Annotated in this window: 24 protein-coding genes; 6 read left to right on the forward strand and 18 right to left on the reverse strand. The window is 47.2% G+C overall.

From position 1 onward, the window contains the following. Positions 1 to 47: 47 nt before the first annotated feature. The 10 genes from GZ78_RS19245 to GZ78_RS19290 form a co-directional block, all read right to left on the reverse strand. On the reverse strand, positions 48 to 3,875 hold the full coding sequence (locus GZ78_RS19245; protein WP_034839807.1) for a hypothetical protein: 3,828 nt from the start codon (positions 3,873 to 3,875) through the stop codon (positions 48 to 50). A gap of 3 nt (positions 3,876 to 3,878) precedes the next feature. Further along, positions 3,879 to 4,310 carry a flagellar FliJ family protein gene (locus GZ78_RS19250; protein WP_034839809.1) on the reverse strand — a complete coding sequence of 144 codons (432 nt, stop codon included), beginning with the start codon at positions 4,308 to 4,310 and terminating at the stop codon, positions 3,879 to 3,881. Then, entirely contained in the window at positions 4,307 to 5,704 is a 1,398-nt protein-coding gene (fliI, locus tag GZ78_RS19255; protein WP_330217625.1) for a flagellar protein export ATPase FliI, read from the reverse strand. Before fliI ends, GZ78_RS19250 begins: the two co-directional genes overlap by 4 nt. Continuing rightward, positions 5,701 to 6,477 (reverse strand): FliH/SctL family protein, encoded by a 777-nt coding sequence (locus GZ78_RS19260; RefSeq protein ID WP_034839812.1) that lies wholly within the window; start codon positions 6,475 to 6,477, stop codon positions 5,701 to 5,703. The genes fliI and GZ78_RS19260 overlap by 4 nt, the downstream gene beginning before the upstream one ends. Positions 6,478 to 6,498: 21 nt before the next feature. Next, positions 6,499 to 7,506 (reverse strand): flagellar motor switch protein FliG, encoded by a 1,008-nt coding sequence (gene fliG / locus GZ78_RS19265; RefSeq protein ID WP_034839815.1) that lies wholly within the window; start codon positions 7,504 to 7,506, stop codon positions 6,499 to 6,501. A gap of 1 nt (position 7,507) precedes the next feature. Beyond that, entirely contained in the window at positions 7,508 to 9,169 is a 1,662-nt protein-coding gene (gene fliF / locus GZ78_RS19270) for a flagellar basal-body MS-ring/collar protein FliF (protein ID WP_051786356.1), read from the reverse strand. A 47-nt stretch (positions 9,170 to 9,216) separates the two neighbouring features. After that, complete coding sequence (gene fliE, locus GZ78_RS19275) at positions 9,217 to 9,543, reverse strand: flagellar hook-basal body complex protein FliE (protein WP_034840452.1); 327 nt, start codon at positions 9,541 to 9,543, stop codon at positions 9,217 to 9,219. 104 nt (positions 9,544 to 9,647) lie between these two features. Beyond that, the gene (locus tag GZ78_RS19280; protein WP_034839817.1) at positions 9,648 to 11,024 is read right to left on the reverse strand and encodes a sigma-54-dependent transcriptional regulator; all 1,377 of its coding nucleotides are present in this window, start codon (positions 11,022 to 11,024) and stop codon (positions 9,648 to 9,650) included. 184 nt (positions 11,025 to 11,208) lie between these two features. Then, positions 11,209 to 12,081, reverse strand: coding sequence for an OmpA family protein (locus GZ78_RS19285; RefSeq protein ID WP_034839820.1), 873 nt, complete (start codon positions 12,079 to 12,081; stop codon positions 11,209 to 11,211). A 70-nt stretch (positions 12,082 to 12,151) separates the two neighbouring features. Beyond that, entirely contained in the window at positions 12,152 to 12,562 is a 411-nt protein-coding gene (locus GZ78_RS19290; RefSeq protein WP_034839822.1) for a PhnA protein, read from the reverse strand. A gap of 193 nt (positions 12,563 to 12,755) precedes the next feature. On the opposite strand from GZ78_RS19290, the gene GZ78_RS19295 reads away from it, so the two are divergent. After that, the gene (locus GZ78_RS19295; RefSeq protein ID WP_034839824.1) at positions 12,756 to 13,415 is read left to right on the forward strand and encodes an N-acetylmuramoyl-L-alanine amidase; all 660 of its coding nucleotides are present in this window, start codon (positions 12,756 to 12,758) and stop codon (positions 13,413 to 13,415) included. On the opposite strand, the gene GZ78_RS19300 is transcribed toward GZ78_RS19295, so the two are convergent. Further along, positions 13,397 to 14,218, reverse strand: a complete 822-nt coding sequence (locus tag GZ78_RS19300) for a phytanoyl-CoA dioxygenase family protein (protein WP_034839827.1) — start codon at positions 14,216 to 14,218, stop codon at positions 13,397 to 13,399. The two genes, GZ78_RS19295 and GZ78_RS19300, sit on opposite strands and share 19 nt — an antisense overlap. Positions 14,219 to 14,385: 167 nt before the next feature. Next, positions 14,386 to 14,706, reverse strand: a complete 321-nt coding sequence (locus tag GZ78_RS19305) for a hypothetical protein (protein WP_152558838.1) — start codon at positions 14,704 to 14,706, stop codon at positions 14,386 to 14,388. 305 nt (positions 14,707 to 15,011) lie between these two features. Between GZ78_RS19305 and GZ78_RS19310 the strand changes: the two genes are divergently transcribed. Next, positions 15,012 to 15,476: a GNAT family N-acetyltransferase gene (locus tag GZ78_RS19310; protein ID WP_034839832.1), complete on the forward strand. Its 465-nt coding sequence runs from the start codon at positions 15,012 to 15,014 to the stop codon at positions 15,474 to 15,476. Positions 15,477 to 15,507: 31 nt separating this feature from the next. Here GZ78_RS19310 and GZ78_RS19315 read toward each other — a convergent pair whose 3' ends face one another. The 3 genes from GZ78_RS19315 to GZ78_RS19325 are packed head-to-tail and all read right to left on the reverse strand — an operon-like array spanning position 15,508 to position 17,541. Next, the gene (locus tag GZ78_RS19315; RefSeq protein ID WP_034839835.1) at positions 15,508 to 16,359 is read right to left on the reverse strand and encodes a hypothetical protein; all 852 of its coding nucleotides are present in this window, start codon (positions 16,357 to 16,359) and stop codon (positions 15,508 to 15,510) included. A gap of 2 nt (positions 16,360 to 16,361) precedes the next feature. Next, on the reverse strand, positions 16,362 to 17,261 hold the full coding sequence (locus GZ78_RS19320) for a hypothetical protein (RefSeq protein WP_034839836.1): 900 nt from the start codon (positions 17,259 to 17,261) through the stop codon (positions 16,362 to 16,364). After that, positions 17,248 to 17,541: a hypothetical protein gene (locus tag GZ78_RS19325; RefSeq protein WP_034839838.1), complete on the reverse strand. Its 294-nt coding sequence runs from the start codon at positions 17,539 to 17,541 to the stop codon at positions 17,248 to 17,250. Before GZ78_RS19325 ends, GZ78_RS19320 begins: the two co-directional genes overlap by 14 nt. Positions 17,542 to 17,756: 215 nt before the next feature. Between GZ78_RS19325 and GZ78_RS19330 the strand changes: the two genes are divergently transcribed. The 3 genes from GZ78_RS19330 (at position 17,757) to GZ78_RS19340 (ending at position 21,012) form a co-directional block, all read left to right on the forward strand. Further along, positions 17,757 to 18,950, forward strand: a complete 1,194-nt coding sequence (locus GZ78_RS19330; RefSeq protein ID WP_034839839.1) for a class I SAM-dependent rRNA methyltransferase — start codon at positions 17,757 to 17,759, stop codon at positions 18,948 to 18,950. Between the two features lie 247 nt (positions 18,951 to 19,197). Beyond that, positions 19,198 to 20,103: a TauD/TfdA family dioxygenase gene (locus GZ78_RS28470; RefSeq protein WP_081869946.1), complete on the forward strand. Its 906-nt coding sequence runs from the start codon at positions 19,198 to 19,200 to the stop codon at positions 20,101 to 20,103. 3 nt (positions 20,104 to 20,106) lie between these two features. Continuing rightward, entirely contained in the window at positions 20,107 to 21,012 is a 906-nt protein-coding gene (locus tag GZ78_RS19340) for an AEC family transporter (protein WP_034839841.1), read from the forward strand. Positions 21,013 to 21,043: 31 nt separating this feature from the next. Here the strand turns inward: GZ78_RS19340 and GZ78_RS19345 are convergent, their stop codons facing one another. The 3 genes from GZ78_RS19345 to GZ78_RS19355 form a co-directional block, all read right to left on the reverse strand. Then, a complete protein-coding gene (locus GZ78_RS19345; protein WP_051786358.1) occupies positions 21,044 to 22,177 on the reverse strand; it encodes an aminotransferase class V-fold PLP-dependent enzyme in 1,134 nt (377 codons plus the stop codon). Continuing rightward, positions 22,161 to 22,919 carry a tryptophan 2,3-dioxygenase family protein gene (locus GZ78_RS19350; RefSeq protein WP_034839843.1) on the reverse strand — a complete coding sequence of 253 codons (759 nt, stop codon included), beginning with the start codon at positions 22,917 to 22,919 and terminating at the stop codon, positions 22,161 to 22,163. Before GZ78_RS19350 ends, GZ78_RS19345 begins: the two co-directional genes overlap by 17 nt. A 143-nt stretch (positions 22,920 to 23,062) precedes the next feature. Next, positions 23,063 to 23,719, reverse strand: a complete 657-nt coding sequence (locus GZ78_RS19355; protein WP_034840458.1) for a histidinol-phosphatase — start codon at positions 23,717 to 23,719, stop codon at positions 23,063 to 23,065. Between the two features lie 324 nt (positions 23,720 to 24,043). Between GZ78_RS19355 and rppH the strand changes: the two genes are divergently transcribed. Then, positions 24,044 to 24,538 carry an RNA pyrophosphohydrolase gene (rppH, locus tag GZ78_RS19360; protein WP_034839845.1) on the forward strand — a complete coding sequence of 165 codons (495 nt, stop codon included), beginning with the start codon at positions 24,044 to 24,046 and terminating at the stop codon, positions 24,536 to 24,538. The last annotated feature ends 304 nt before the right edge of the window (positions 24,539 to 24,842 follow it).

A 24,842-nucleotide genomic window follows, 5' to 3' on the forward strand; every position in this document is an offset into this window, starting at 1 on the left:
CCGCTTAAAGCTTGCAGGCATTCTTTCACGGTAAACTCATTTCCACTTCAAAGCAGTTCAGAGTTAAAACATTTCGCTAATAACGTTAAGGTCTCTTGTTCTTTCTCAGGATCACGAGCAGGCGCTCCGGGCGCTCTCTGTGGCAGGAGCTGGCCTCTGAGAACATTGTTGCAGGTTGCCATATCCTGATCTTGCAGGCGATTGGTTAGCGTATTTAGAAGGTCAGGAGTTGTTGTTAACGTATCCAGCGCTTCAATAAATTCCGGACTGTTAGTGATTGCCCAGCTTGCCCCAGGGTCAACTTCTATTGTCTGTTGCATCCTGTCCCAGAAACGCATCATGACGATAGGCACTTCAGGGGCAGTCTTGTCACTGAAGGTGGAGAAGCAGAATTCGAGAAGAGCTCTTCGAGATTTGGGAACATCAGGACCGCATAGCTCTGGGAAGGCCTGTTTGAATTCATACGAAGGTTGTTTGTGCTGGTGAGGTTTTTCTTTTTGCAGTCGGGACTGAAGTTGGGTCATCAGGGAGTGAAACACCTCATAGCTCTTTAAGCCATTGACCTGTGTCCAATAGATGGCATGGCCAATGGATTGCGCAGAACAATCTTTCCCCAGCATTTTGTGAATGAGCAAGGCTTTATCGGCTTCCAGCCTGGGTCCGGGTATCAGTTCCACAGGAACATCGTTTCTTTCGAAGCGGGCTCGTTCGAGCTGCATTCGCTGTTCAAAATATTCATTAACAAAGGCTGTAAGCTGATTGGCTGCGGCAAAGGTTTTGACGCCGTATTTCTGTGAATAAACCTCCATCATATCGGAGACTTCCCCAGGCCTGTATCGGACAAGAGCTCGTGCCAGAGATCTGGGACCCAATGTGGGCATCAGTTCATTCAGTGTCTTGGCCATCAACTCCGGATTGGTATCTTTAAGGTTGGGGAGTTCCTCAATACGACGCTCAAGAATATGTCGGCGAACGTAGCTATTCGAATCTTGTATCGAATGCTGATATGTCCGCAAATCCCATTGCTCAACCAGTCGAATGTTACCCTTCAGATATTTTCTGCAGTCAAATGGAACCTTGTCTCCCTGAAGAAACGCTTCCAGATTTAACCTTCCCGGGAAATGATCCAGGTCCTCCAACATATCAGACACTTTCTCGCGATCATCCTCAGTATCCTTACCGAGCAAACAGGCGTGCAGGGCTTCATTGACTCCAGGAGGGTTACCATCTGCGACTAATCCTTTCAGGCTCTCCCTGACTTCCAATAAATACTCCAGGGTTTCTTTCAGAGCCCGGAAGCGATCAACCAGAGCTGCGATTTCAGTAATATGCAGCTGATGAACCTGAGCCAGGAGAATCAGCTCCTTTGGATCAATTTTGACAATATGCTGGGCTGTTTCCAGATCAACCTGAGCAGGAAATCCAATGGAAGCATGCTGACTGTTGATGTCCTGAATGCTCATTTCCACTGGGTTGGAACTGACCAGTCTGGCAAGAAAACTCAGATCATTATCGATCATTCTGGGTACCCAGACGGTCGAACCATTTTGCCGAATCTCTTTTACATAGAGAAAGTTGCCCGGGTTCCGGTCAACGCTACCCGTAATAAAGTCCAGCAACTGACTGTTGGCCATACACTTTTGTAATTCCGGTGCCGCTGATTCCAGTGGCAGTATATCCACGGTTCTGGACTGTGTTACTTTCAGATGACCCGCTGTATGAAGCTGAAGCAGCTCCTGGTCAGAAAGTGTCTGAATATCATCAGGGATATGCTGAGGGTCAACGACATAGCCATTGATTTTATTCACTCCTCTGACAATATCCGGAACTTGATCTCTATAATCTGCTTGTCGTTCAGTGGGTAGAGGAACGGGCTTTTCGGTCACCAGCTCTTTGGCATCCTGAACAAACTCCTGACAGTAGCCGTTTTCACCCATGTGCTCCGAATACCAGGTGGGAGGTGTCAGATGAATGCCCATCAGACTGTCCAGTTCACAGAATAAGACGGCTCGGTTAGCCAGCTTGGCCTGGGCGGCCGAAAGGGGCTCGAAAGGCTGAGCTTCCATTCTCGGTTTGAGAACATACTCATTCATGTAACTGCCTTTCTCCATGGCAGAGTCGTTGAGAGTGTCCTGATCCCAGTCATCAATAATATAGAGCTTGCCTTTGATGTGTTGACCGCTATCTTCTGGAATCTCCCTCCCATTAACAGTGGCATCTATGATGATTTTCAGGTGTTCAAAGCGCTCTCTCATGAAAGCAGCCTGTTGGTCCGTCAATTGGTGAGTTATTGCTATCTGTGTAATAGCTTCAGCAGGGGTCGCCAGAATACGATCGGCTGTTTCACGGTCGATGCGTTTTGGAATACTGGTTGCAAAGTTTGCTTTGAAGAATTGTTGCTTAGCGTTAGAAGCTTCTGGTCGCCAGTCAGGCAGTCCATCTCCGTCCTCAGCTTCATAAAATTTAAATGTTCTGGGCTGGAGGGTACTGGTGGCCATCAGAAAATCCAGAAGCTGAAGGTTGGACATACTGGCCTGCATGGTTCTGGAAGAAGGTGACATCGGAACGATTCGGGGAACCAGCTTTCTGATGTGAAGCATCCCGTGCAGATGCATTTTCTCCAGCTCTTCCTGAGTGGGAGTGTACCCATCAGGAAAACGGTTACTCCATGCAATCAGAACTTGAGATCCATCTTCTTTCCGTAGTGGGACCAACTCACCCTCAATGTGTAGACGAGCTTGTTCTTCTTTTGAAGGCGCTTGCTCCACTGGAAATTCATGAGATACCTGCAGCTCAAGCTCATGACCCGCTCTTTCATTGTTGTAGATTTCCAGTAATTTGGGTCTGAGGCGAGCCTGAGCATCGTCCGAAACATACTCAGATTCCTGCTCGAACATGTTGTAACTGTCTACGGCGAGCTCCTCGGTAAGAACATCGGTTTCCTCTCCGGGAGTCCATCGGGTTCTGGGAGTGACATTCGTGCCTAAAACACCATCCAGCGCGTGGAAGGCTGCCACCTCTTTGGACGTTTTGAGATCCTGCCACTGTCGTTCTTCAAAACCGGAGTTAGGCTCGGTAATAATGGGTTTAATATCGCCCTGAGTTTCCAGTAATCCGAATCTGTCTGCGGCAGCCGATTCAACTGTATGTTGATGGCTGGTAGGTTTGAATACTGCTTCAAAGCCATTTTTGTATTTGACTTTGGCAACGGTTGCAGACTGGCCGCTGGCATAATTTTCTCTTGAAAAAAACTCATCTTCAGTGGTGTAGATCGTGCCTTTTTCAGGGGCTTCCAAGCCCATGATATACCAGGTTTCATCTTTCAGTTTCTTGAGCTCTTCTCGAAAGGTATCCAGTCGGGTCTGATCCAGATCAGTAAACGTCATCCAGCCACGTTGTTTGCTTTCCAGGGAGAAAACGACGCTTTTACAGTGTCTTGAAAGAGAAGACAGCATACGTAACTTCTCCGAGATAGAAATATTGTCTTTTTTGCAGGCTGCCCTGTAGTCATCCACTTCATTCAGGTAAGTCTTATACTCTCTGGGTTCTGTCAACCAGGAGATGAACGTGCCAAAGAAGTAGTGGGTATACCAGGATCGGTCATCACATTTTTCTGCAATAACGACTCTTTCTGACAGTGACCTTTCAGGAATGGGTCTTCGGTTTTCTATCAGTACTTCATTTTCTATGAAGGGTTGGCTTTTAGTGCCTTCGTGGACCCACACAGAATAACCTTTGAAAGTGCCTTCTTTCCTTGGAGTAAATACGACTTCGTCCCCCAAACTCATAGATTGAAGTGATGTTAAAGGTGATTCTTCGGTGTTCAGCGACGCGAATGGAGAGCCTTCCTGGCTGCCAGGAAATAGTGAGTCCATGTTTTAGTCCGTTTTTTCAGTGTGCCGGTTGGCCTGCCATTCATCCAGCGCTTTGGCTTCGGCCTGATTGGTTTTCCTTTGTTCTTTTTTTACCTGACGATCCAGCAGTTTTTCAAGAGACTTCAGTTTTTTCTTTTCAGCTATGAGCTTCTCGGTCAGGTTTTTCCATTTCTCTTCTACTTGTTTCACCTGAACGTTTTGTTTGTCTGACATATCCTGAACAAGTTGTTGGAAATTTTTACGTCCTGCCAGATTGACGCTCTTCATAGTGGTGCCTTCTGCACAGTTATAGTCCGATTGCACCTGTTGCAGATAGTCCAGTTGTTGTTGCTGTTTTTGAAACTCATTTCTGGCCTGCATCGCTTGGCTCAAGGCCTTGTCGTACCTTAATTGTTGCATCTGCAGCCAACGGGTCAGTAATTTAACCGAAGTCATGGTGCTTGCCCTTCAGTGGCCCCGGGAGGTATTGCAGGCCAGATTTGAAGTAGCTGGTTGATGCAGGTGTCCAAAGGAATCTGCTCATACATTCCTTGTTGCAGATAGCGATGGATGTCTGGATAGGAGTCTATGGCACGATCCAATTCCTGATCGGTTCCCCTTTGATAAGCACCCACCGCCATCAGATCTCTGGACTGGCTATAACGGGAATACAGGGACTTCAATAATCGTGCAGAAGACTGTTGTTGTTCAGAGACCACATTTGGCATGGTTCGACTGATTGAGGCCTCAATATCGACAGCAGGATAGAGACCGCTGTCTGCAAGAGACCTTGAAAGTACAATGTGACCGTCCAGAGTGGCTCTGGATGCATCTGCGATAGGGTCTTGAAGATCATCTGCTTCCATCAGAACGGTGTAAACAGCCGTTATGGAGCCTTGGCTTTTAGATCCATTTCCAGCTCGTTCCAGCAGCTCTGAAATCTGGCTGAACACTGAGGGTGGGTAACCTCGTGTTGCCGGTGGCTCACCCACGGAAAGTGAAATCTCACGCTGAGCCTGGGCAAATCGAGTCAGGGAATCCATGAGCAAAAGAACACTCTTGCCCTGATCACGAAAATGTTCAGCCAGGCGATGGCAAACTTTGGCCGCTCTTAAACGCAAAACGGGTGATTCATCCGCAGGTGCTGCAACCACTACGGCATTCTTCAGGCCTTCTGGCCCCAAAGTTTGTTCAATGAATTCTCTGACTTCACGACCACGTTCACCTATAAGCCCAACCACAGTGACATCGGCCGTAGTATTGCGAGTCATCATGCCCAGCAGAACACTCTTGCCAACGCCGCTGCCTGCGAACAGTCCCACTCTCTGGCCTTTGCCAATAGTCAGCAGTCCATTAATTGAACGAACACCGACATCCAGTGGTTGTGTAACCGGTTCTCGATTCAGAGGGTTGATGGGCTGAGTCGAAAGGCTGACTCGGTGTTTGATATTGAGTGGCTGCCCATCAATGGGTTCTCCCAGACCGTTGATTACTCTTCCCAGTAGTTCATTACCGGCTGGAATCGTGTTGTCCTGATCCATTGGAATGACCCGGTCACCCGGACTGAGACCTTCAGTTCTGCTCAATGGCATTAAGTAGTGAGTACTGTCAGAAAAACCGACGACCTCAGCTTCTACCCGGGTGCCTGAATGAGTATCGATAAAGCAACGTTGTCCTGTTGCAAGTTGGCATCCTCCGGCTTCAAGAATGAGTCCTTTCATTCGGGTAAGACGGCCAAACACTCTGGCGACAGGAATTTTTCTCAGCTTCTGTCGCATAACGTCCACAACCGGTGCTTCCTTGTCGCGGCTGTTGGGTTGAGCTTCTGGCCTTTGTCCCAGATGATTCATGCCAGACTCCTGTCGAGCTCTTCGGGCAGGCTCTCTCTCAAAATTTCCATACAGGCAGATAGCCTTTCTTCGATGCTGGCATTGGCTTCTGCTGTTTCTGTGATGATCCGGCAATCGCCCTGGGTGATTTGATCGTCCTCCAGCAGTGTCCAGGTATTACTGAAATCCGCTCTGGCTTTTCTCAACTGTGCGACATCTTCCGGGTGCATATGGATAGTTAACTGACTGTTTTCATCAGGAAGGTGTGTAAGAGTTTCCCTGACAATATTCATGATCATGTCAGGTTGCAGTTTCAGCTCAGTGCGAATGACCTGACGACTGACTTCTTCGATCAGGGCTGACAGCCAGTAGCTCAACTCATCCTTGCGGGTTTTGTAGTACTGCTGAATGTTTTGAAGGTTGAGGTCCAGATTGCGAAGTACTTTTTGCAGCTCTTCTTCACCGGCATTGAGGCCATCACGGTAACCCTGATCCTGTCCCTGAATATATCCCTCTTCGATACCCTGCTTGAGTCCCTGTTCATGTCCTTCCTTGACTCCCTGGATACGTCCGGCTTCCAGTCCGGTGCGATAACCGTCGTCATAGCCTTCCTGCCTGCTTTGTTGCAGGTCATGCTGGGTCATGGCAGCAGAAACCTGTGGCTCCTGTTGAGGCTCCTGCTCTGCTATTGCTTCCGGAACAGGGAATGACTCCTTCTCATCATGGGCTGAAGGGAGTGAGTAACGATGGAACTCGGTTGTGCCTGCCTTGAAAATGGTGGCGTTTCTTTTCATGTCGAATTCATCCCTGAATCGTTATTCGATCATCTCGTCCTCGTCACTGAGGTTGAGTTCAATTTGGCCATTCTGGGACAGCGTTCTGGCCGTATTGAGAATTTCCTGACGAGCTTGTTGAACCTGACTTGAGCGAACGGAGCCTAAGCTGTCCATATCGTCCTGAAGGTATTTGGCCTCACGACGGGTCATGGTGTTAATAAACTTGCCACTAATAGGATCTGAAGCCCCTTTCAATGCCAGTGACAATGTGTTTTGTGGAATTTCTTCAACAATTTTACGGATCGTATCTTCATCCAGACGGCTGAAGTGCTCAAAGACAAACATCTGTTGTTCAATGCGATCTGCCAGCTCGCTGTCCTGTTCCTTGAAATGCTCCAGCATGTGCGAGACTGATGATTCATTCATTCGGTTCATAATGTCAGCCACTTGCTTGAGGCCACTGACCGAAGTGTTCTGGCTGGTGGATATCAAACCAACGCTGTCGTCAAATATGACATTGAGTTCCTGCACAATAGAAGGGTGGAGCTCTTTCAGTTTGGCGATTCTTGTTAACAGGTCTTCATGACAACGTTCAGGGAGTCGTTGAAGGACCAGAGCTGCCTGGCCTGGCTCAAGATAGGTGAGTACAACGGCTTGCAACTGGGGGTGTTCATCAACAATCAGTTCTGCAACCGCTGAGGGCTCCATCCATTTCATCATTTCCAGGCTGCTGGTGTTTTCCTCTCCATAGATAGAGTCCATCAGGTTTTTGGCGTCTTTGTCGCCCATGGCGATCTTTAAAGATTTTTCCAGATAACTCCGGGTGCCGCCGGCAATGCCTACTTCATAACGGTATTCATGGAAGAAATGATTCATGACATTTTGCACTTCATCCCGCTTCATGGGAGGCATGTTGGCCATGGATTGGCTGATCTGCCGGACTTCTCTGGGTGACAGATGTTTAAAAACCTGAGCCGCTCCTTTTTCTCCAAGGCTTAATAATAAAACTGCGACTTCATGAGGGCTTGAAGCCAGTTCTTCAGACATGTCAATTTCCTCCTGACTTCATCCAGAGTTTGATGACCTGAGCAACCCTTTCGGGCTCCTTGGTCGAAAGTTTCCTCAGGTAGCCAAGCTGTGTGTCAAAGTCAGCCAGCTCCGGCGGTAAAAGCGCGGTGTTTTCATCCATGACCGCAGGGTGATCCAGTGCAGCTTTCTGTTGATTCTGTTGATTCTGTTGTTCAATCATTGCCGCTTCATGTTTAAGGGCGGCCTGTTTGGGCAGGGTTTGCTGCACCAGAGGTCTTAACAGGAAAATAATGGCAGCCAGACCCAGTAAGGTGCCTGCTCCATAACGTGCGTAAGCCATGATTTCTGGTTGTTGCCACCATACAGGGGAAATGAATTCTGCTTCGGGAACTTCAATAAAGGACGCTGTATGCAAGCTAACCTGATCGGCGACCTCGGCAGGAAGCCCCACAGAATCCATGATCAGTTCTTTAAGGTTATCGAGTTTCTCTTGCGACCACTCTCCAGCAATAGCGACGGCTGTTGGGCTGTTATTGAGCACCACGGCAACGCTGATGCGTTGAACCCTGCCCTGCTGAAAAGAGGTGTGCCGTACTGTTTTGTTCAGCTCGTAGTTGCGTGTGTATTCATTCTGCGTAGGAGACGCAGCTGTTTCTTCATTCTGAGCCGTTGTGGTATCAGGGGGCTGATTACTCAGCGAGCCTGGTACACCCAGTGCTTGCGGTGTGGCTGGTGTTCTCTCCCGGCCTTTTTCACTGCGTACCGTTTTCTGATCTGGATCATACTGTTCAGCGGTTTGTTCGACCCGGCTGAAATCAACGTCGGCAGACACCTGCACCCGAAAATTGCGGGCACCAATGATAGGATCAAGAAGGCTGTTGACCCGTTCAATGTAATGTTGCTCCACTCCTTTAATGTATTTCAGCTGGGCATTGGCCATAGCCATACTGCCGTTGGACATGGCGATATCTCTTGAAAGCAGGTTACCTTGCTGATCCACCACTGAAATATCTTTCTTTTCCAGTCCGGGAACACTGCCAGCGACCAGATTGACTATGGCTTCGACCTGCTTGTTATCCAGCTGCCCACCGGCAAAAAGGTCAATAAAGACCGAGGCTGAAGACTTGGCCTGCTTGCGAACAAAGGCCGTGCGTTTGGGTAAAGCCAGATGCACCCGGGCATTTCGTACGGGCTTGAGGCTGATAATGGTTTTTGCGAGCTCACCTTCCAGTCCATGGCGGTAACGGGCATTTTCAATAAACTGGCTGGTGCCCAGGCTCTGCTCTTTTTCCAGAACTTTGAGGCCTTCCGGAAGACCGGTTTTGATACCTGCGGCAGACAGTTGCATCCTGGCTGTGCTGACTTCACTGGCATCGACCATAACCTGGCCTGTATCCGGATGAATGCGGTAGCTTATTTGGCGGGCTTCAAGTACCTGGCTGATACTGCTTGCGTCGTACATCTCCTGATTGCCATATAATGGCTGCCAATTACTGGTCTGACCCCATATGAACAGAACCATTGTCAGAGCGATAGTGCCTGACAAGGCAATAAGAAGCATGCCCTGATTGCGGGCATTACCCTTGAAGAAACTTGGAACCTGCTCAAGCATGCGCTGCCATTGCGGCGCTTCTTCGTGCTCGATAACAGTTTCCTCTTGCTGCTTTTTCTTCTCAGCCATGATTCCTGTTCCTGGTCAGGCTTCTTTTTGTTTCCATCAAGGATGAATTACACCTGCATCCTCATGATTTCTTCATAGGCGGCAACCGCCTTGTTTCTGATCTGTACCAGAGCCTGAAAGGACAGACTGGCTTTCTGGCTGGCCAGCATCGCGCCCAACAGATCTTTGCTCTTGCCGGTTTCAATGTCTGTCATCATTCCTGCAGCTGTTTTTTGCTGCTGGTTGACGGCATCTAGGGCAGACTTCATCAATTCGCCAAAGCCCGGTGTCTCTTCATTGGTTATGGCGCCGGAAGGTGCAACGGCTCCCGGTTTGCCAATGTTAATCAGTTCTTGCACATCCTGAGCAATTTGGCTGGTGCTCAAGTTTTCCATGGTCAGTGCTTCTCCTGTGCCATTGGCAGTTTTTATTGGCTCAAGGCTGTTTAGGCTCAAGGCTGTTTAGGCTCAAGGCTGTTAAGGCTCAAGGCTGTTTAGGCTCAAGGCTGTTTAATCAGAACTTCCACATCCATGCCTTCTTTACGCATGTCTGCCAGTTTGTTTCTGAGGGTTCGGGTTGTAACGCCTAAAGCCTCTGCAGTTTTACTCCGGTGACCATCATGAAGCCGCAGTGTTCTTATAATGTGCTTGAATTCTTCTTGCTTTCGCTTGGATTCAAGGCTGACCTCACCCGATGGAGAGGTTATGTCCCGAGACGGCTCCTCAACCATGAGTTGAGAGTCTGTGGAGTGGATGACTTGAACTTCGAGCATGAGATCGCCAGCAGAAATCATGTTGTTTTGACACATCACCAGGGCTCTCTGAATCACGTTTTCCAGCTCACGAACATTGCCCGGCCACTGATAACTATTGAGTCGTTCTCTGGCTTCCTGAGAAAGCAAAATATCCCGTTCGCTGGCCAGGTTTTCCAGAAAGTATTCGGCAAGAGGAATGATGTCTTCTTTTCGTTCTCTTAGTGGCGCCCAGGTGAGAGGGAATACATTAATGCGATAAAACAGGTCGGCCCGGAACTGACCATTTTGCACCGCTTCCTGCAGGTTCTGGTTGGTAGCAGCAAGTACTCTGACGTCCAGTTTGATGCTGGTGCGTCCACCGACTCTTTCCACTTCTTTTTCCTGAAGTACTCTGAGCAGCTTTGCCTGAAGGTTGGATGGCAGCTCACCAATTTCATCCAGCAATAAAGTCCCTGAGTTAGCCTGTTCAAAGCGACCAGCCTGGTCAGAAAGGGCGCCTGTGAACGATCCCCTGGTGTGGCCAAACAGTTCGGATTCGAGCAGGTTGTCAGGTATGGCGGCGCAGTTAATGGCGATGAACGGCCCGGACTTTCTGGGAGATTGGAGATGTATATAACGAGCTAGAACTTCTTTTCCGGTGCCTGATTCGCCGGTAATTAATACGGTGGCATCTGACTGGGCGACCTGCTGTGCCATCTGCAGGGTTTTCTGACTGGCTGAGGCCACAGCAATAGGAGCGGCGCTCGGAGTATTAGAAGACTTGAGGCATTTTTCCATCAGCACCAATAGCTGGTCACTGTTGTCTGAATCTGCGAAGTAATCGGAAGCACCTGCTTTCATAGCGGCTACTGCTTGCTCAATGTCTGGCTGGTCAGCAGTAATAATGACCGGAGGTTTGTTATTCAGGGCTCTCATCTTATTGAGAAAACCCAAACTGTCTTGAGGAGAGCGTTGAAAGTCGGCAATGATCAGATCAACCATACCTTTGTGCAGAACTTTTAATGCACGTTCTGCCGACACGATCTGTTCGACCCGATAATGAGCATCTTTGAGCTTTTCCCGAAGGTCAGAATTCCCTTCCGGTTTGTCTCCCACAATCAGAATATTGCCTTTATTGCTCATTCCATTCCCGGTCTGATCAATCAGAAAAATATTGGGTGAAGAAAACGGAAAAGGTTTTCCGCAAAGAACCTGATCTGGATGTTAGGTCAAACTTTCTATTCCAGATCAGGCTCCTAGCTTCTATCGACTCTGGGAGGGGTTTCTTTATTGAATGAGAAGAGATTTTCCGGAAATCACCTTCCGGTTAGCTTTCAGGATTTATAAGGCGTACCAGGCGGAGCTCAACCCGTCTGTTTTTTGCGCGGAGTTCTTTGGTATTGCCTTTATTTAATGGGTAGCGAGAGCCATGAAAGCGTATAACGATGCGGGATTTTGCAATACCTTCCTCATGCATATAGTCCTGAATTCTTTCGGCTCTGAGTCGGGATATTTTTCGGTTGCCCAGAGCCGTACCCAGACGGTCACTGTGACCATCGACTTCTATCCGTGCAACTCTCGAGTCTGTTTTCATATAGCGGATGATTTTGTCCAGCTCTTTTCTTTGCGCTTTCGTTAAAATGGATTTACCACTTCGATATAAGACGGTTGTGAAGCGCAACTGATCAAAGTTGGCAGGCAGAAGTTGAGTGCGACAACGGTTAAAAGACAGATAAGGTTCTCTGAATCCTACCCCTGACAGTTTGATTTTCCATAGTGGATGATCGGGCCTTTGCAGATTTAATTCAGCCCAATGGCCGCTCTGAATTTTCTCCAGTAACCTCAGCACTCCAAGAGTAATGGGGGCATTGAGTTCAGAGAAATTTTTCATGCCGATAATTTCTGGTCTTTGGCCATGCTGCCAGGGTGCCGGTGACGTGCCAAAGGTAAGTGAGCCAGAAAAATCCATCATCCAGGGGGATTCAATGGCCATTTTAAGGGGTTCACCGGCTTCAGCCAGAAAGTGAATGTGTCCGAATCTCGGGACAGGGTGGGTCAGTTCGCACAGGAAGGGAGAGCTTTTAAAACGCCATTCGCTTTCATCCAGTTCCGCTTTGAACAGCTCTGCATGAGCAGCCTGTGCCCCCAGAATGGAAGTAATTAGCAGGATCAATATGCTGGATAGAAGTCTGCCTGACATAAGATACAAAAGCTCTTGAAAACAATGTTATCGAGCTCTGTATCGGCCATCAGGCAGGGAGAAACAGGGTTTAGTCTGTTTCCTGAACCCAGCTTTCTATTTCAGGGTCAAGAAATACGTGTTCGAGGGTTTCTGCGGCCCAGGGGTGAGGCTCGGACATCTGGCGCAGAATCCTTACGGACATCACTTGAGCGGCGGGCACCTGACTCCAGACTGTTTTACCCAGGCAGCGCCAGTGATCTGCATTCATTTTGGTGGGTTTGTTTTCAAAAAGACTGAGTTGATCCTTACAGGTTTCGCAGGTCATCAGACAGTGCTCAAAATCGGGCTCGTCAGGAACAGGAGCAACTTCATAGGTTTTAAGAGGAACGCCGGATGCTTCACAAAGCTCACACTTTGAACTGGCCCTGCGGGCAAGGTTTTTGCCCAGCAGGTTCAGAGCAGCCTGCCGTTCCTGATGTTTCAGTAAGCCTTTGGCCATCTTTAATCTCCCAAGTATCACGGAGTGCATGATACATGGGTTTTTGGAATTCCCTATTGTCGGACTTTACTAAGAGCAACCTGATACGTATCACTCGAAGATTGTCTGGGCTTTAAATTCGTCCTTGATCTTAAGTTAGAGGGATGGTTAGGCTAAAAGCTCAACGGGTTTCAGACTTTTTACAGGCGTATCAATGGCTCTACGTTCAGTTTTACATCCCAGCCCCAACTTTGATGCCCGGGTGATTCCTGTGGAGTTTTTGATCCTGCATTACACTGCGGTGGACCTTCAGGGCACGCTGGATATATTTTCCAGCGAGGAATGTGGAGTTTCCGCCCATCTGGTGATTGATCTGGACGGAACCGTCTATGAGCTGGTCAGCTGTCTAAATGGCACAGCTCACAGGGCCTGGCATGCAGGTGTTAGCCATTGGCAAGAAAAGGAAGCGTTTAATGATTTTGCCCTTGGCATAGAACTGGTTAACTACAACGGTAATGTCCTTCCGTTCACCGATGCACAATATTCGGCACTAAAAGCTGTGATTCAACAGCTGCGAAAGCATTATCCCAGTTTGAATGATCCGGAGCGGATACTGGGTCATGAACAGATAGCCGGTTTCAGAGGAAAGGCAGATCCGGGCTGCTACTTTGACTGGAACAGACTTTTCGCAGAAAGCTTTCCTGACCAGCTTCACCCTGTCCGTGAGCCTGCTTGCCCAAAGGAGCTTCAGGCTTCCCTTGAAAAGCTAAAACCACTTGAGCCTGCTGATAGAGAACAGCGAGTACTCTTCTGGCAAAGGGTCAGTGAGTTGACGGAAACTTCGGTCAGGTTGATTCAGCAATCTTCCGGGTAATATTCAATGCCCAGCAATTTTTTGCCGAGTTCACTCAACTCTGCGGATTTTCCTGGTTCCGGATCTTGTTGATAAGGTAAACCGCGCCACTTTTCTGGAGCTCGCTTTTCCTGCCAGAGTGGCACACGCTCTTCGCTAGATTCTTCTGTACCTGCCGGAAACATTGAGAGATAGAACGCCAATCTGGGTCTGTCAGAAACATTAAGCATGCCAGAGTGAGGGAGCCCTGAGTCCCAGATGATCAGTGAGCCTGCGTTGCCTTCTATGGACTCGACCGGGTAATCAGTCAGTTCGTCTTCTGAGAACCACAGGCTTTTTCGATTTCTAAGAACGTCGTCGTTTTTGAAAAGGCTGGGAACACAACAGAAGGCGCCTTGGTCTTTTTCAGTATCGGTTAGATAGAGAATACCCTGCAAACGCAACGAAGTGAGTTGCTCAACTGGAAAGTCGAGATGAATATGACGTTTTGGCCGTTCAGCTTCGGGATCACGGGAAGGGGGTTTGAAAGACAGTCGATCCATTCGAACCCAGAGTTTTTCAGTACCCAGGAGTTGCGAGAAAAGGGCGTGAATATTGGGGTGCTGTCTTATATTCCAGAGGCTCTGGTGTTGATGAACTGGAACAATGCCATTGTAACCCAGATCTTTTTGATACCAGCTTTCGGCGTGGTCGAGGTCAATATCAAGAAACTGTGTAATCAAATTGACTGCATCATCACACAGTGACGGGGGAACGGCATCAGGGATAACCAGATAGCCGTTCTCGCTGAGCTGATGCCTGTTTTCCTTTGACAGAGTCAACATGCTTACGCCTCACCGAATTCAGTTCAGAGATGTTTTTAGCATAAACAGCCATGAGCGGGAAATGCGGCTCACCCCGAAACATTTAAATGGCTACAGGGTCTGATAGAGCTGTATTTTCATAATAAACAGCCCTGATCGGAATAAAAAGCCTTTGATAAAGGCTATTCTCAGTGCAGTGTTTCGTTAGCTTCTCTTTCTTCCAGGCCTTCTAGCAAGGATTCAAGAACGACCTTCAGAGTATCTGTCTCTTTATTCAGCTCGTAGTGACGTACCATGGCGACCATAGCCTGTGCCATCGGATACATGCGAAGGAAGTTTTTAAGGTCATGTGGCTGAACAGCCTGACCGGCATTTTCGACAAAGTGGTTGGCACCAGAAGCGGATCCCTTGTTAGCAGATTCCACCAGAGATTTGATCTGCTCAAGATCTTCCAGATCATTAAATCCAAGAAGCATTTCAGCCAGGTTTTCCTGAAGACGTGTTGTCATAGTCATCACTCCTATGGGAGCCTGCCGAAAACATAAGTCCGGCGGGCTCAAGGCAACCAGTTAGAAGGTTGCAGAGTAAAGACTGATTAACTTGTAACCAATTCGTATATCTGTCGAGTTTTTGCGACTTACCAGAACGATTGTTCGTTATTTTGAGGTTTCTCGGGTGAAAGACCCTTATTGATGCCTAACTTTCCTTAGGCATTGAAAAGCAGGTCGTTAGCCCTTACATACCAACCACTTTATAAAAGCGCAGGGTTTTGCGCTTTTGACGTAATAGATGAAAGGAATACCCAGTGAGCAGTATGGTTATTCGCGAAGCGCGCGAAGTTGATATGGGAGCAATCGCTGAACTTTGTCAAAACTCCCTGATGAAAATTTATGAAGCCTTGATGGCGCCCGGCAAGAGCATGCCCTGGACAGAAGGGGAAGATATCAAAAAGTACATCCGGGGCAACTGGCCTACCATGAGAGTGGCCTGGGCAGAAGATCAGCTGGTCGGTTTGATCGCTACCCATCGTAACCATATTGATATTTTGTGGGTGTCTGAAGAGACTAGGCAGCAAGGTATTGGTCAAAAACTACTGGCTGAAACCGAACAGAGTCTGGAGAGTCGATACGCAGACATAACTGCAGAATGTCTTACTGAAGCATCCATACATTTCTTCCAGAGTCGAGGATACGACATTCAGCGCCAGTTTACAGATGGTATGAGCGGTGTTGAAAAGGTTGTAATGAGCAAAGTTCTGGAAGCTTCTGACAGAGAATAACACTCTGTCAGGGCGGATTTTTATTCGTCATTCAAAAAAGGTGTGGATTGGCCTTATAACGGGCATTCAGTTCATCATCTTCCGGTGTTGTCCATTTCAGAGGCTGCCGCTGTTCGCTTAACGTCTCATTTGGGTATTTGGATTGAGCCTCAGCCAGTTGTTGCTGGGCTTCTTCTGACAGCACCACCTGAAGGCTGTTGATAATATCCCAGCTGAGTTGTTCCATGGTGCTGCGATCGATGATGGCGTTGACTTCTTCCATGCTGCCAGGCCAGGGTCTGCGATGAGAAAAATGAAGAGTCACTATGCAATTGTTAAGAATGGGAAAGTCGACCCTTTTCTGAACATCACCGCCTCCTCCGGTATTTGTTTTGGCAATATCATATGAGACTGAAGGTACTGGTAAATTACTATGGACTTGCCAGTTCAGAGGTGCCTGCCAATCGCTGGCACCCCTGAACTTCTCATCTGCATATCGCTCGGTGATTAGGTAATCCACCTCACGTTCGAACACATTGGGTTGAAATAGTGTTTCAGACTTATTTTGAAGCTGGCATTTATTAACGGTTAATGCAAAATGCATTCTAGCTATTGCCCCGGTAAACCAGGGACCACAGAAACGCCAGTCGCGAACCAGAGCATGACAATGCTGCCAGTGACCGGTGGGGTTGGCATTTAAATAGGTGTTTTTGCTATTGAGTTGAATCTCACTTTTCAGATGAGTCTCTTCCAAATCTGAATGAGGAGGCCTGTGTTTGGGTAGTCGGAGCCTGACAATGGTCCCTCCAAAATTAACAGAGGCCCAGCGTGCTTTTGAAAAATCAGGCCCTCTGGGGACGACCAGCTCTGTAGGCTCTCGTAACTGGATGGGTAGATAGAACATCGTCAAAACTTCGCCATGATTCGATCGGTGGTGTTTGGCATATGGGCAGCAACGACTGGGATAGTTGCACTGGCTTTGGCCGCTAATCCCAAGGCTCCAATAACGGTAGCAGATGCCGGGAATAGGGCCGCAGCCGTTGCCGCTGAGGCTAATGCAGCTCCAGCTTTCCAGACACCTTTACCTCCCGTAATCCCCTTGCCTATATCCATTCCCATTTGCAAAAGGGTATAGCTGTCTTCTTTTTGTTTGCGAAGAAAAGGAAGTGTCAGGCTACCAGAGCCAATCAGTTCGTTGGTGTTCAGAGGGTTGCTGGTGACGAACGTTCTATCCACCGTCATTCCAAGAGACTGACTTAACTTGTAGATGCTGTCTTTACGTGCGGTAGGCCGGTGCAGGTAGAGTTTGTGACCAGTCAGTTTCAGGTTATGACGGTTAAGAATGTTCATGGCTTGTGTCAGTATGGCAACACCGCCAAAGTCAGCAAACCAGGTAATATTTTCCTCTTTGCGAGCATCTTTCATTATATTAGCCAGTAAGACCGAAGCTTCATTCAAGCTTTTATCGGTGTCTGCTTTCATAGCTTGGCGAAGATTGCTCAAGCCTGCGATTCGTCCTTTACCCGGTGTAAAAAACAAATCGAAACCTGTTGTGTCAACACTGCTATTAACTGTCTTTTTGATTCTAGGACCTACTCTTACAGCAGCATCTGAAGATTTACTAAATCCAGTATCAGAAACGGCAACAACACTAATTACAGATCGGCTTTTTACCTTATTGTTTTCTGCAATTTCAGTTTCCCATACACGGTCTTCTCGATAGGCTCTATGCAAATCAGGAGCTTGATAAGATTCTTGTAATTGACTGTAATCATCTGCATGCACAATCGAGCTAATAACTGTCATGGCGCTGCGCAAAGACTTTGCAGCCAGGTAATGCTATTTGAAAATCTTGTAGCCCCCGATGCATTGCAGAAGTACGGACAAACACATCTTTGCTGTTCACTGCGCCACTTTTGAGACCTTTAACGGCTCTTACGATAAGCGTCGCCCAGTAGTTTGCATTGTGTGATTTACTGACGAGCTCCTGATAGACAGGGTAAGCACCAGGGCTGCAAAAGATTTTGACACCACCATGTTTTCCAGCAATAAGATGGTTTTGTTGTGGGGATTGATACGAGGACACAGCTACAAACTCCTTTTGTTTTTTATTCTTCTTTTTGCAGTCAGAATGTGACGACTGGCTGCATCAGAAAGGTTTCATTTAAACCTTTCAACTCCCTATCAGACCCTGCTGAGCTTAATGGCTTTTAAATATTGCTTCAAGAGTCGCTTTGGAGAATGAGGGGCAAGTAATTATAATGGGGCACTTATCCCTCTTTCCGCTCTGGTTGTAACCCTATGACGTTAAAAACTCTACGCCTGAAGAGCCGGGCTGATCGTCGCTTGAAAGCCGGTCATCTCTGGATCTACAGCAATGAAGTCGATACTCAGACCTCTCCCCTGAAAAACTTCGAACTGGGAGAACTGATCAATATTGAAAGCGCTGAAGGCAAGCCTCTGGGAACGGGTTATATCAATCCCAATAGCCTGATTTGTGCCCGTCTGGTCAGCAGAGATAATAAATATGTTCTGGATCGCTCACTGCTGGTGCACCGAATTCAGGTTGCGCTGAGCCTGAGGGAGAGAGTCTTTGATAAGCCATATTACCGTCTGGTATTTGGTGACAGTGATGGGTTGCCAGGTCTGGTGGTGGATCGTTTTGGTGGTATCGTCGTGGCACAAATGTCCACAGCGGGTATGGAAACGGTTAAGGATGAAATCGTTGAAGCCCTGGTTAAAGTTCTGAAGCCATCAGGCATCCTGTTGAAAAACGATGGAACCGGTCGCCAGCTGGAAAAGTTGCCTGAGTATGTTGAGGTTGCTTATGGTGAAGTGCCGGAAAAAGTGGATCTGGAAGAGAACGGTGTAAAGTTCAAGGCGCCGGTCATGAAAGGCCAGAAAACGGGCTGGTTCTATGACCATCGTCTTAATCGGGAGCGTCTGCGTCATTATGTAAGCGGTAAAAGAGTACTGGATGTTTTCAGTTATGTTGGTGGTTGGGGAGTTCAGTGCGCGGCTTTTGGTGCGAATCAGGTAGTTTGTGTCGATGCTTCTGAACAGGCTGTAGACCTGGTTCATGAGAATGCTGAACTCAATGGCCTTGCTGATCGTGTTGAATCGATTCAGGGAGATGCTTTTACCGCGCTGAAAGCTCTGCGAGATGAAGGTGAGAAGTTTGATGTGGTGATTGTTGATCCACCGGCTTTCATCAAGAAGCGTAAAGATACCAAAGCGGGTGAGCAGGCTTACCGCCGTATTAATGAACTGGCCATGAGATTGCTGGAAAAGGATGGCATTCTGGTGTCCTGTTCCTGCTCCATGCATCTTCAGAAAGATTCATTGTTTGATGCCCTGAGAGCAGGCAGTCGCCATATCGACCGCAATCTTCAAATTATCGAGCAGGGTCACCAGGGACCAGATCACCCTATTCTCCCTGCTATTCCAGAGACAGAATACATCAAGGCGATCATCGCTCGGGTGACTCGAGTTTAAATTTTTGAATATATCTCAGGCTCATTGAATATAGAGCCTGAGATAATCAAAGTGACATGAACTCATTTGCTATTCCTGAAATAGATAAGTTATTTTGAGATTAATGCATAGTCTCTTTATGTATTTGTTAACCTTAATCATGAAATAATATTTTTAAAATTAAAAAGCAGGCTGCTAAGTAGATACACTTATTTAATGTGTAGGTGTCAAAGCTTATATTGTTAGTAATTAAACAAGAAACAAGAATATGATCGAATACATAATAGATTCGAATAAGCATGAAAGCCTGAAAAAAGAGCTAAATAGAATAGTTAATTTAGAGATAAATAAAGAAACTATATATCTTGCATCAGATATAATAAAAAGAATCGTGCCAGATGTTAGAAATATTGAAGAAGAACTTTTTTATGGGTACGGAGCCGTAAAAATAAAATCACTGCCTTTAGGGGATTATATTCCCACTCCCCCACAAAATGGAAAAAAGCATCCAGATAAATCAAACTTTACAGAATTTCTTTCTTTAGGCCTAACAAAAGCTATTGGGCTGAACCCTTTCTCTTATAAACAGGAAAAGGAGGGAGCATTAATACACGAAATAACGCCTGCTACAGGACAGGGTGCCAGTGTTTCCAGTAATGGAGAAATTCCTTTTGACTTCCATAGTGATGGTGCGTACTTACGCAGACCTGTTCGGCCACATAGCTTAACCTTGCTTTGTTTAGTCAATGATTCTGTGACTTCAACGGAAATTGTCAGTCTGGATCGGGCTCTTGGCCGGTTAACAAAAAAAGAAGTTGATTTGCTCTCAAAAAACTTATTTATTCATAGATCGCCTGAAACCTTTTACGTGAAAAATCATAACAAATCGTATAGCTCGATTATTGATAAGGTTGATGGATTCTATGAGGTAAAAGCTGCTCTTCATAATACCACTGCAACTACTGAAAAGTCTGAGCAGGCTTTAAATAACTTTAAGCAAGCAGTTAAAGAGCAAAGTGTTTCGAGTAACTGGGTTCCTGGAGATCTTCTTATTTTTAATAATTTAAGAACGATGCACGGAAGAGGTTCAATTTCAGGTAGTCGCTGGCTGCAATGTTGTTATGGCTCAACTGTGCATGAGTCTGCTGCAATCATAGACTTAATGAAGGGGTGATAAGTGGGAAGTACGCTCTATATCAAAGTAGGACTCTTAATCTCTCTTGCGGTACTGGGTTGGCTTGTGGGTCGTCGATTTAAGGTAGACCCGAAGGATATTTCCAGTCTACTGGTTTATGTTATCTCTCCCTTTGTTATTTTTATCTCGATCATTGACTCTCCGGCCGATATCAGCTTTTTCCGATACTCTCTGGCCGCTTTTCTACTCTCTTCTGGTTTTGCAGGGCTGGCTTATCTACTGGGTAAATTGCTTTGGAATGACAGTAAGGCCAATCTTTTCTCTTTTGCCGGAGGGACTGGCAATACCGGTTATTTTGCCTTGCCAGTCGTGCTCTCGCTGTTTTCATCAGAGTATGTGGCCGTTGCCATTTTTATCATCATCGGGGTCAATCTTTATGAGTTCACGGTGGGTTACTACATCACGGCCAAAGGAAAATTCAGTAACGCTCAGTGCTGCAAGAAAGTGCTGTCACTCCCTATTATCTATGCGGCTCTTTCTGCCTTGACCTTAAAGGTCATGTCAGTTTCCTTAGGCAGTTCTGTTTCAGACTTTATGAATAATTTTAAGGGGGCTTACAGTGTTCTGGGCATGATGGTGATTGGCATGACTCTGTCTAAGTTCACACAGCTGCGGGTTGACTGGAAATTCTCGTTTGCCTCCATAGGCTGGAAGCACCTGTGCATTCCTATTCTGGGTGCCCTGATTCTGCATCAGTTTACGCTAGATTCACAGGCTCTGATGGTGATGATGTTAATGCTGGCAACGCCTATGGCTGGAAATGTGGTGGTTATTGCCAATCAGTTGGATGTGCACCCGGAAGTGGCCGCTTCTACGGTTATGATGAGTACTCTGGTCGCTCTATTTTCCGTGCCAGTCAGTATCCAGCTCATCAATGCACTATCGTAAGAGACGCACGGAGTTGAGCGAGAGCGTGTGACTATCCCTCAAGGACGTTGATCACCTCTACCAGGTGATCAACGTCTTCTTCTGTATTGTAGATATGAGGCGAAAAGCGCAGGCCCTCAGATCTGAGGTCACAGGCAATTCCCGAGCTGCTCATAGCCTCCAGAACCTTCTGGTTATCTTGAAAAGAGATAGCCAGAGTCCCCCCTCGCATCTCTTGCTCTAAAGGCGATTGAATCTTTCCTGGTTTAATCAGATTAATCATTTGGTTAATCAGCTTCTGATTATGTTTGAAAATCGTGTCGATACCGATGCTATTCAGGTATCGAATACTCTTTGAAGATAAGGAAAATGGCATGACCGAAGGCGTTCCACCGGTAAAGCGCCTTGCTCCCTCTGCGTATTCGAAGTGGTGAATATCGAACTCCATGGGATCTTGATGAGAGAACCAGCCCACATCTATGGGCTTGCATTGCTCAATGATGTCATCACTGGCCCAGAGATAACCACTGCCAGGACCGCCACACAGCCATTTCACACTGGAGCCGATGACAAAGTCGGCCTGCCAGGCGTTGAGATCAATGGGCACAATTCCGGCTGACTGAGCGATATCCACTACAGAGATGACCTGCTTCTTTCTCGTCAGTTCTGTAATTTCAGCCACGGGCAGCCGCAAGCTGTTATTGGACTGAACATGAGTGATAAAAGCCAGCCAGGTATCATCAGAGAGCATTTCATCCCAGCGGTTCAGGTCTGTCAGGTCTGCTTCAGAAGGAATGAAGCGAGGTTTCAGGCCAAAACTTTCACAAAGGGTCTGGATTACAAACCCCATGGATGGAAAGTCTCGCTCCGACAGCAGAATGTGGCTGCCAGCGGGAGCAGAAGGCAGTGAGCCCAGAATCTTTGTCAGCGCGCTGGACAGGTTGGTCTGTGGACAAAACTGTTGAGTTTCACCGTTCAGTAGACTGGCCAAAGCAGCATTGAACTGGGTCAGGTTGTTGAGCCAATGCTCCCAGGCATGGCTACCTTGCTGCTTCCAGGGTTCCAGAAAATCATTTTGAAAGGATTGACTGGCCGTATTGGGTAGGCAGCCAACCGAATGGTTCAGGAGGTAGACGCCCATTTCCGGCAGATGGAACTGCTCTTTGATATCAGTGGTCATGAGCATTTTTATTCTTCTTGCCCAGATTGTCTCTTTTTACACCGTATTCGCCACCCCAGGCGTCGGTCATGTCACCACGAATATCCCAGAGTTCAGGAAAGAAGCGGTGCTGAATGCCTTTTTGAAGCAATTCTACTGAACGGCCTTTTAAGGATTTAGCCCTCATGCCAATGGTGCGGTAAATCAGTTTTAGGTGGTGAATGCGAAAAGACTGGAACAGTTCATCAAACTCGGTGAGGGCTTCTGCTACCACATAGGCGTCGCAGTGACTGTATTCTGAGTGGTATATTTTTTCTACGCTCAGCCCTTTCTGATCAAGGTAGTGGGTTTTATAGCTTTGCCAGAGAAAGGGAGGCATTTTCAGTAATGTTCGGAACCCCGGAGATTCCTGACCACTGCCATTCCCCAGTTGCAAACGAATTTCCTGATACTCTTTGGGCGACATGGTTTCAAGCAGATGCAACTGGCTGATCATCAGGTTCAGTGTTTGGTGGACTCTCTGAAAAAGGGTGATGATCCTGTGAGTATTGGTTTCCTGAAGGTAGTCATCAATGTCCAGAAGGGTATATCCGATCAGCTTCATCCAGAGTTCTTCTACCTGGTGTACGATCTGGAACATGAGCTCATCTTTATTACAAAGATCAGCCATGGGTTTCTGGGCTTTTAGAATCTGTGGGGTGTTGAGGTAAACTTCGTAGTCCAGCTTACCTTCACCTTCCATCAGAGCGTAGAACTGGGATCTGTCCATACTTTCTCCGCTTTTTTAATGATTATGAACAGAGGTCCGGATAGGGTCCATCTGTCAGGAGACATCTGCAATGCCAGGGACAAATTGCGGATGCCTCATAAATAAAGCACAGAAACGGGCAGTTCTAAAAGAAGAAATTGGGTTTATCTAAGACTAATGATGGACCACCCTTTTTCTGTGGCCACAGCCGTTAATTCAGGGTCGGAATCGACAGCAAACGGATGTTCTACCTGGTTCAGCAGCGGCAGGTCATTTTTAGAGTCACTGTAAAAGTAGCTGCCTTCCAGAGAATACTCAGGATTTTCCTGAAGCCACTGTTTGAGGCGAATAACCTTTCCTTCCTGATAGGTTGGCGTACCTACGACCTTGCCGGTGTAGCGGTTGTCTTCAATATCAAGCTCTATGGCCAACAGAGTGTCCACATCCAGTGCTCTGGCAATGGGTTCGGTTACAAATCGGCTGGTAGCAGTAATGATCATCAGGTAATCACCTTGATCACGGTGCTTTTTTAACAGACTTGCCGCTTTTTCCAGCATGATGGGTCGAATCGTTTGTTCCATGAATTTGTCGTGCCAAACTTTGAGCTCATCTAATGTGAACTGAGTCAGGGGTTCGAGACAAAAATCCAGGTATTCACTAAGAACCATCGTCCCTGCTTCATACTGACGGTAGAAGTGGTCATTGCCTTCATGAAAGCGAACAGCATCTACCATCCCTTCATTGGCCATGAACTGCCCCCAGAGATAGTCACTGTCACCTGCTATCAGGGTGTTATCAAGATCAAAGATTGCCAGTGCCACAAAACCTCCTGCCAGAATGTACTGCTGAATAGTGAGGGGGGAGTGTACTATGAAAACGTTCCGGGCAATGACCCCCAACCGGAGCGTTTCCTCTTGAAACAGATATTTTAGTTGTTGCCGTTATCAGAACGGCCTGTCAGTTGTTCTTGAATGAGTCTGATTTCACAGTTTTTTGAGACCTTTGTCATAGTTTTGAAGGGCGTGGTGTTGAAACAATAGACTGTGTACCAAAAGTGGCATCCTGATTGCACAGATCTTGATTGCTGTTTTGCAGCGGTTTATGAAACAATGCAAAGTAAGAGATAATTTAAGGTAGCCGCTTGCGTGATTGATACAGATGGATTCAGGCCCAATGTGGGCATAATCCTCGCTAATCATCACGGACAGGTCCTGTGGGCCAGGCGTATCAGACAGGAAGCATGGCAGTTTCCCCAGGGGGGCATAAATGATGATGAAGCCCCCGAAGAAGCCATGTATCGCGAGCTGTATGAAGAAATTGGGCTTCAGCCGGAAGACGTAAGAGTTCTGGCTTGCACTCGTGGCTGGCTGCGTTATCGCCTGCCCAGAAGACTGGTTCGTAGAGACCAGCATCCGCTTTGCATAGGACAGAAACAAAAATGGTTTCTGCTGGAACTGTTGAGCAGTGATGACCGGGTTAGTGTGGATCATACAGGATCACCAGAGTTTGATGGCTGGCGCTGGGTCAGTTACTGGTATCCGCTGGGGCAGGTTGTTTCCTTCAAAAGGGAGGTCTACCGTCGTGCTTTGCGCGAGCTGGCTCCCCGAATAGGACACCTGCAAGCTAATCAAGACTCATGACTTTTGTTAATACTGGGGCTATTTTCAATGCGGACATCAGCTTGAATAGCCCAGGTAATTTTCAGTGAAATCGATCATTGTTGTTACACTTGCCAGATGAAAAATATTTCACAATTAAGAAGGTATAAATGTGAATTTCATTTGGCCGTTGATCGGCTTGATCAAAGGTCAGGTGATGGCAATCAGACATTTATTGTCCTGATTGACAGACGAAAGTCTGTTTTTGCTGGTCACCCTACTGAAAGCTATTTCATGGTAAACAACAGAATCGGGCGTCTGTTATTCCAGTGATAACAGACACAGG

The sequence above is a fragment of the Endozoicomonas numazuensis genome, assembly GCF_000722635.1.
GTDB lineage: Bacteria > Pseudomonadota > Gammaproteobacteria > Pseudomonadales > Endozoicomonadaceae > Endozoicomonas_A > Endozoicomonas_A numazuensis.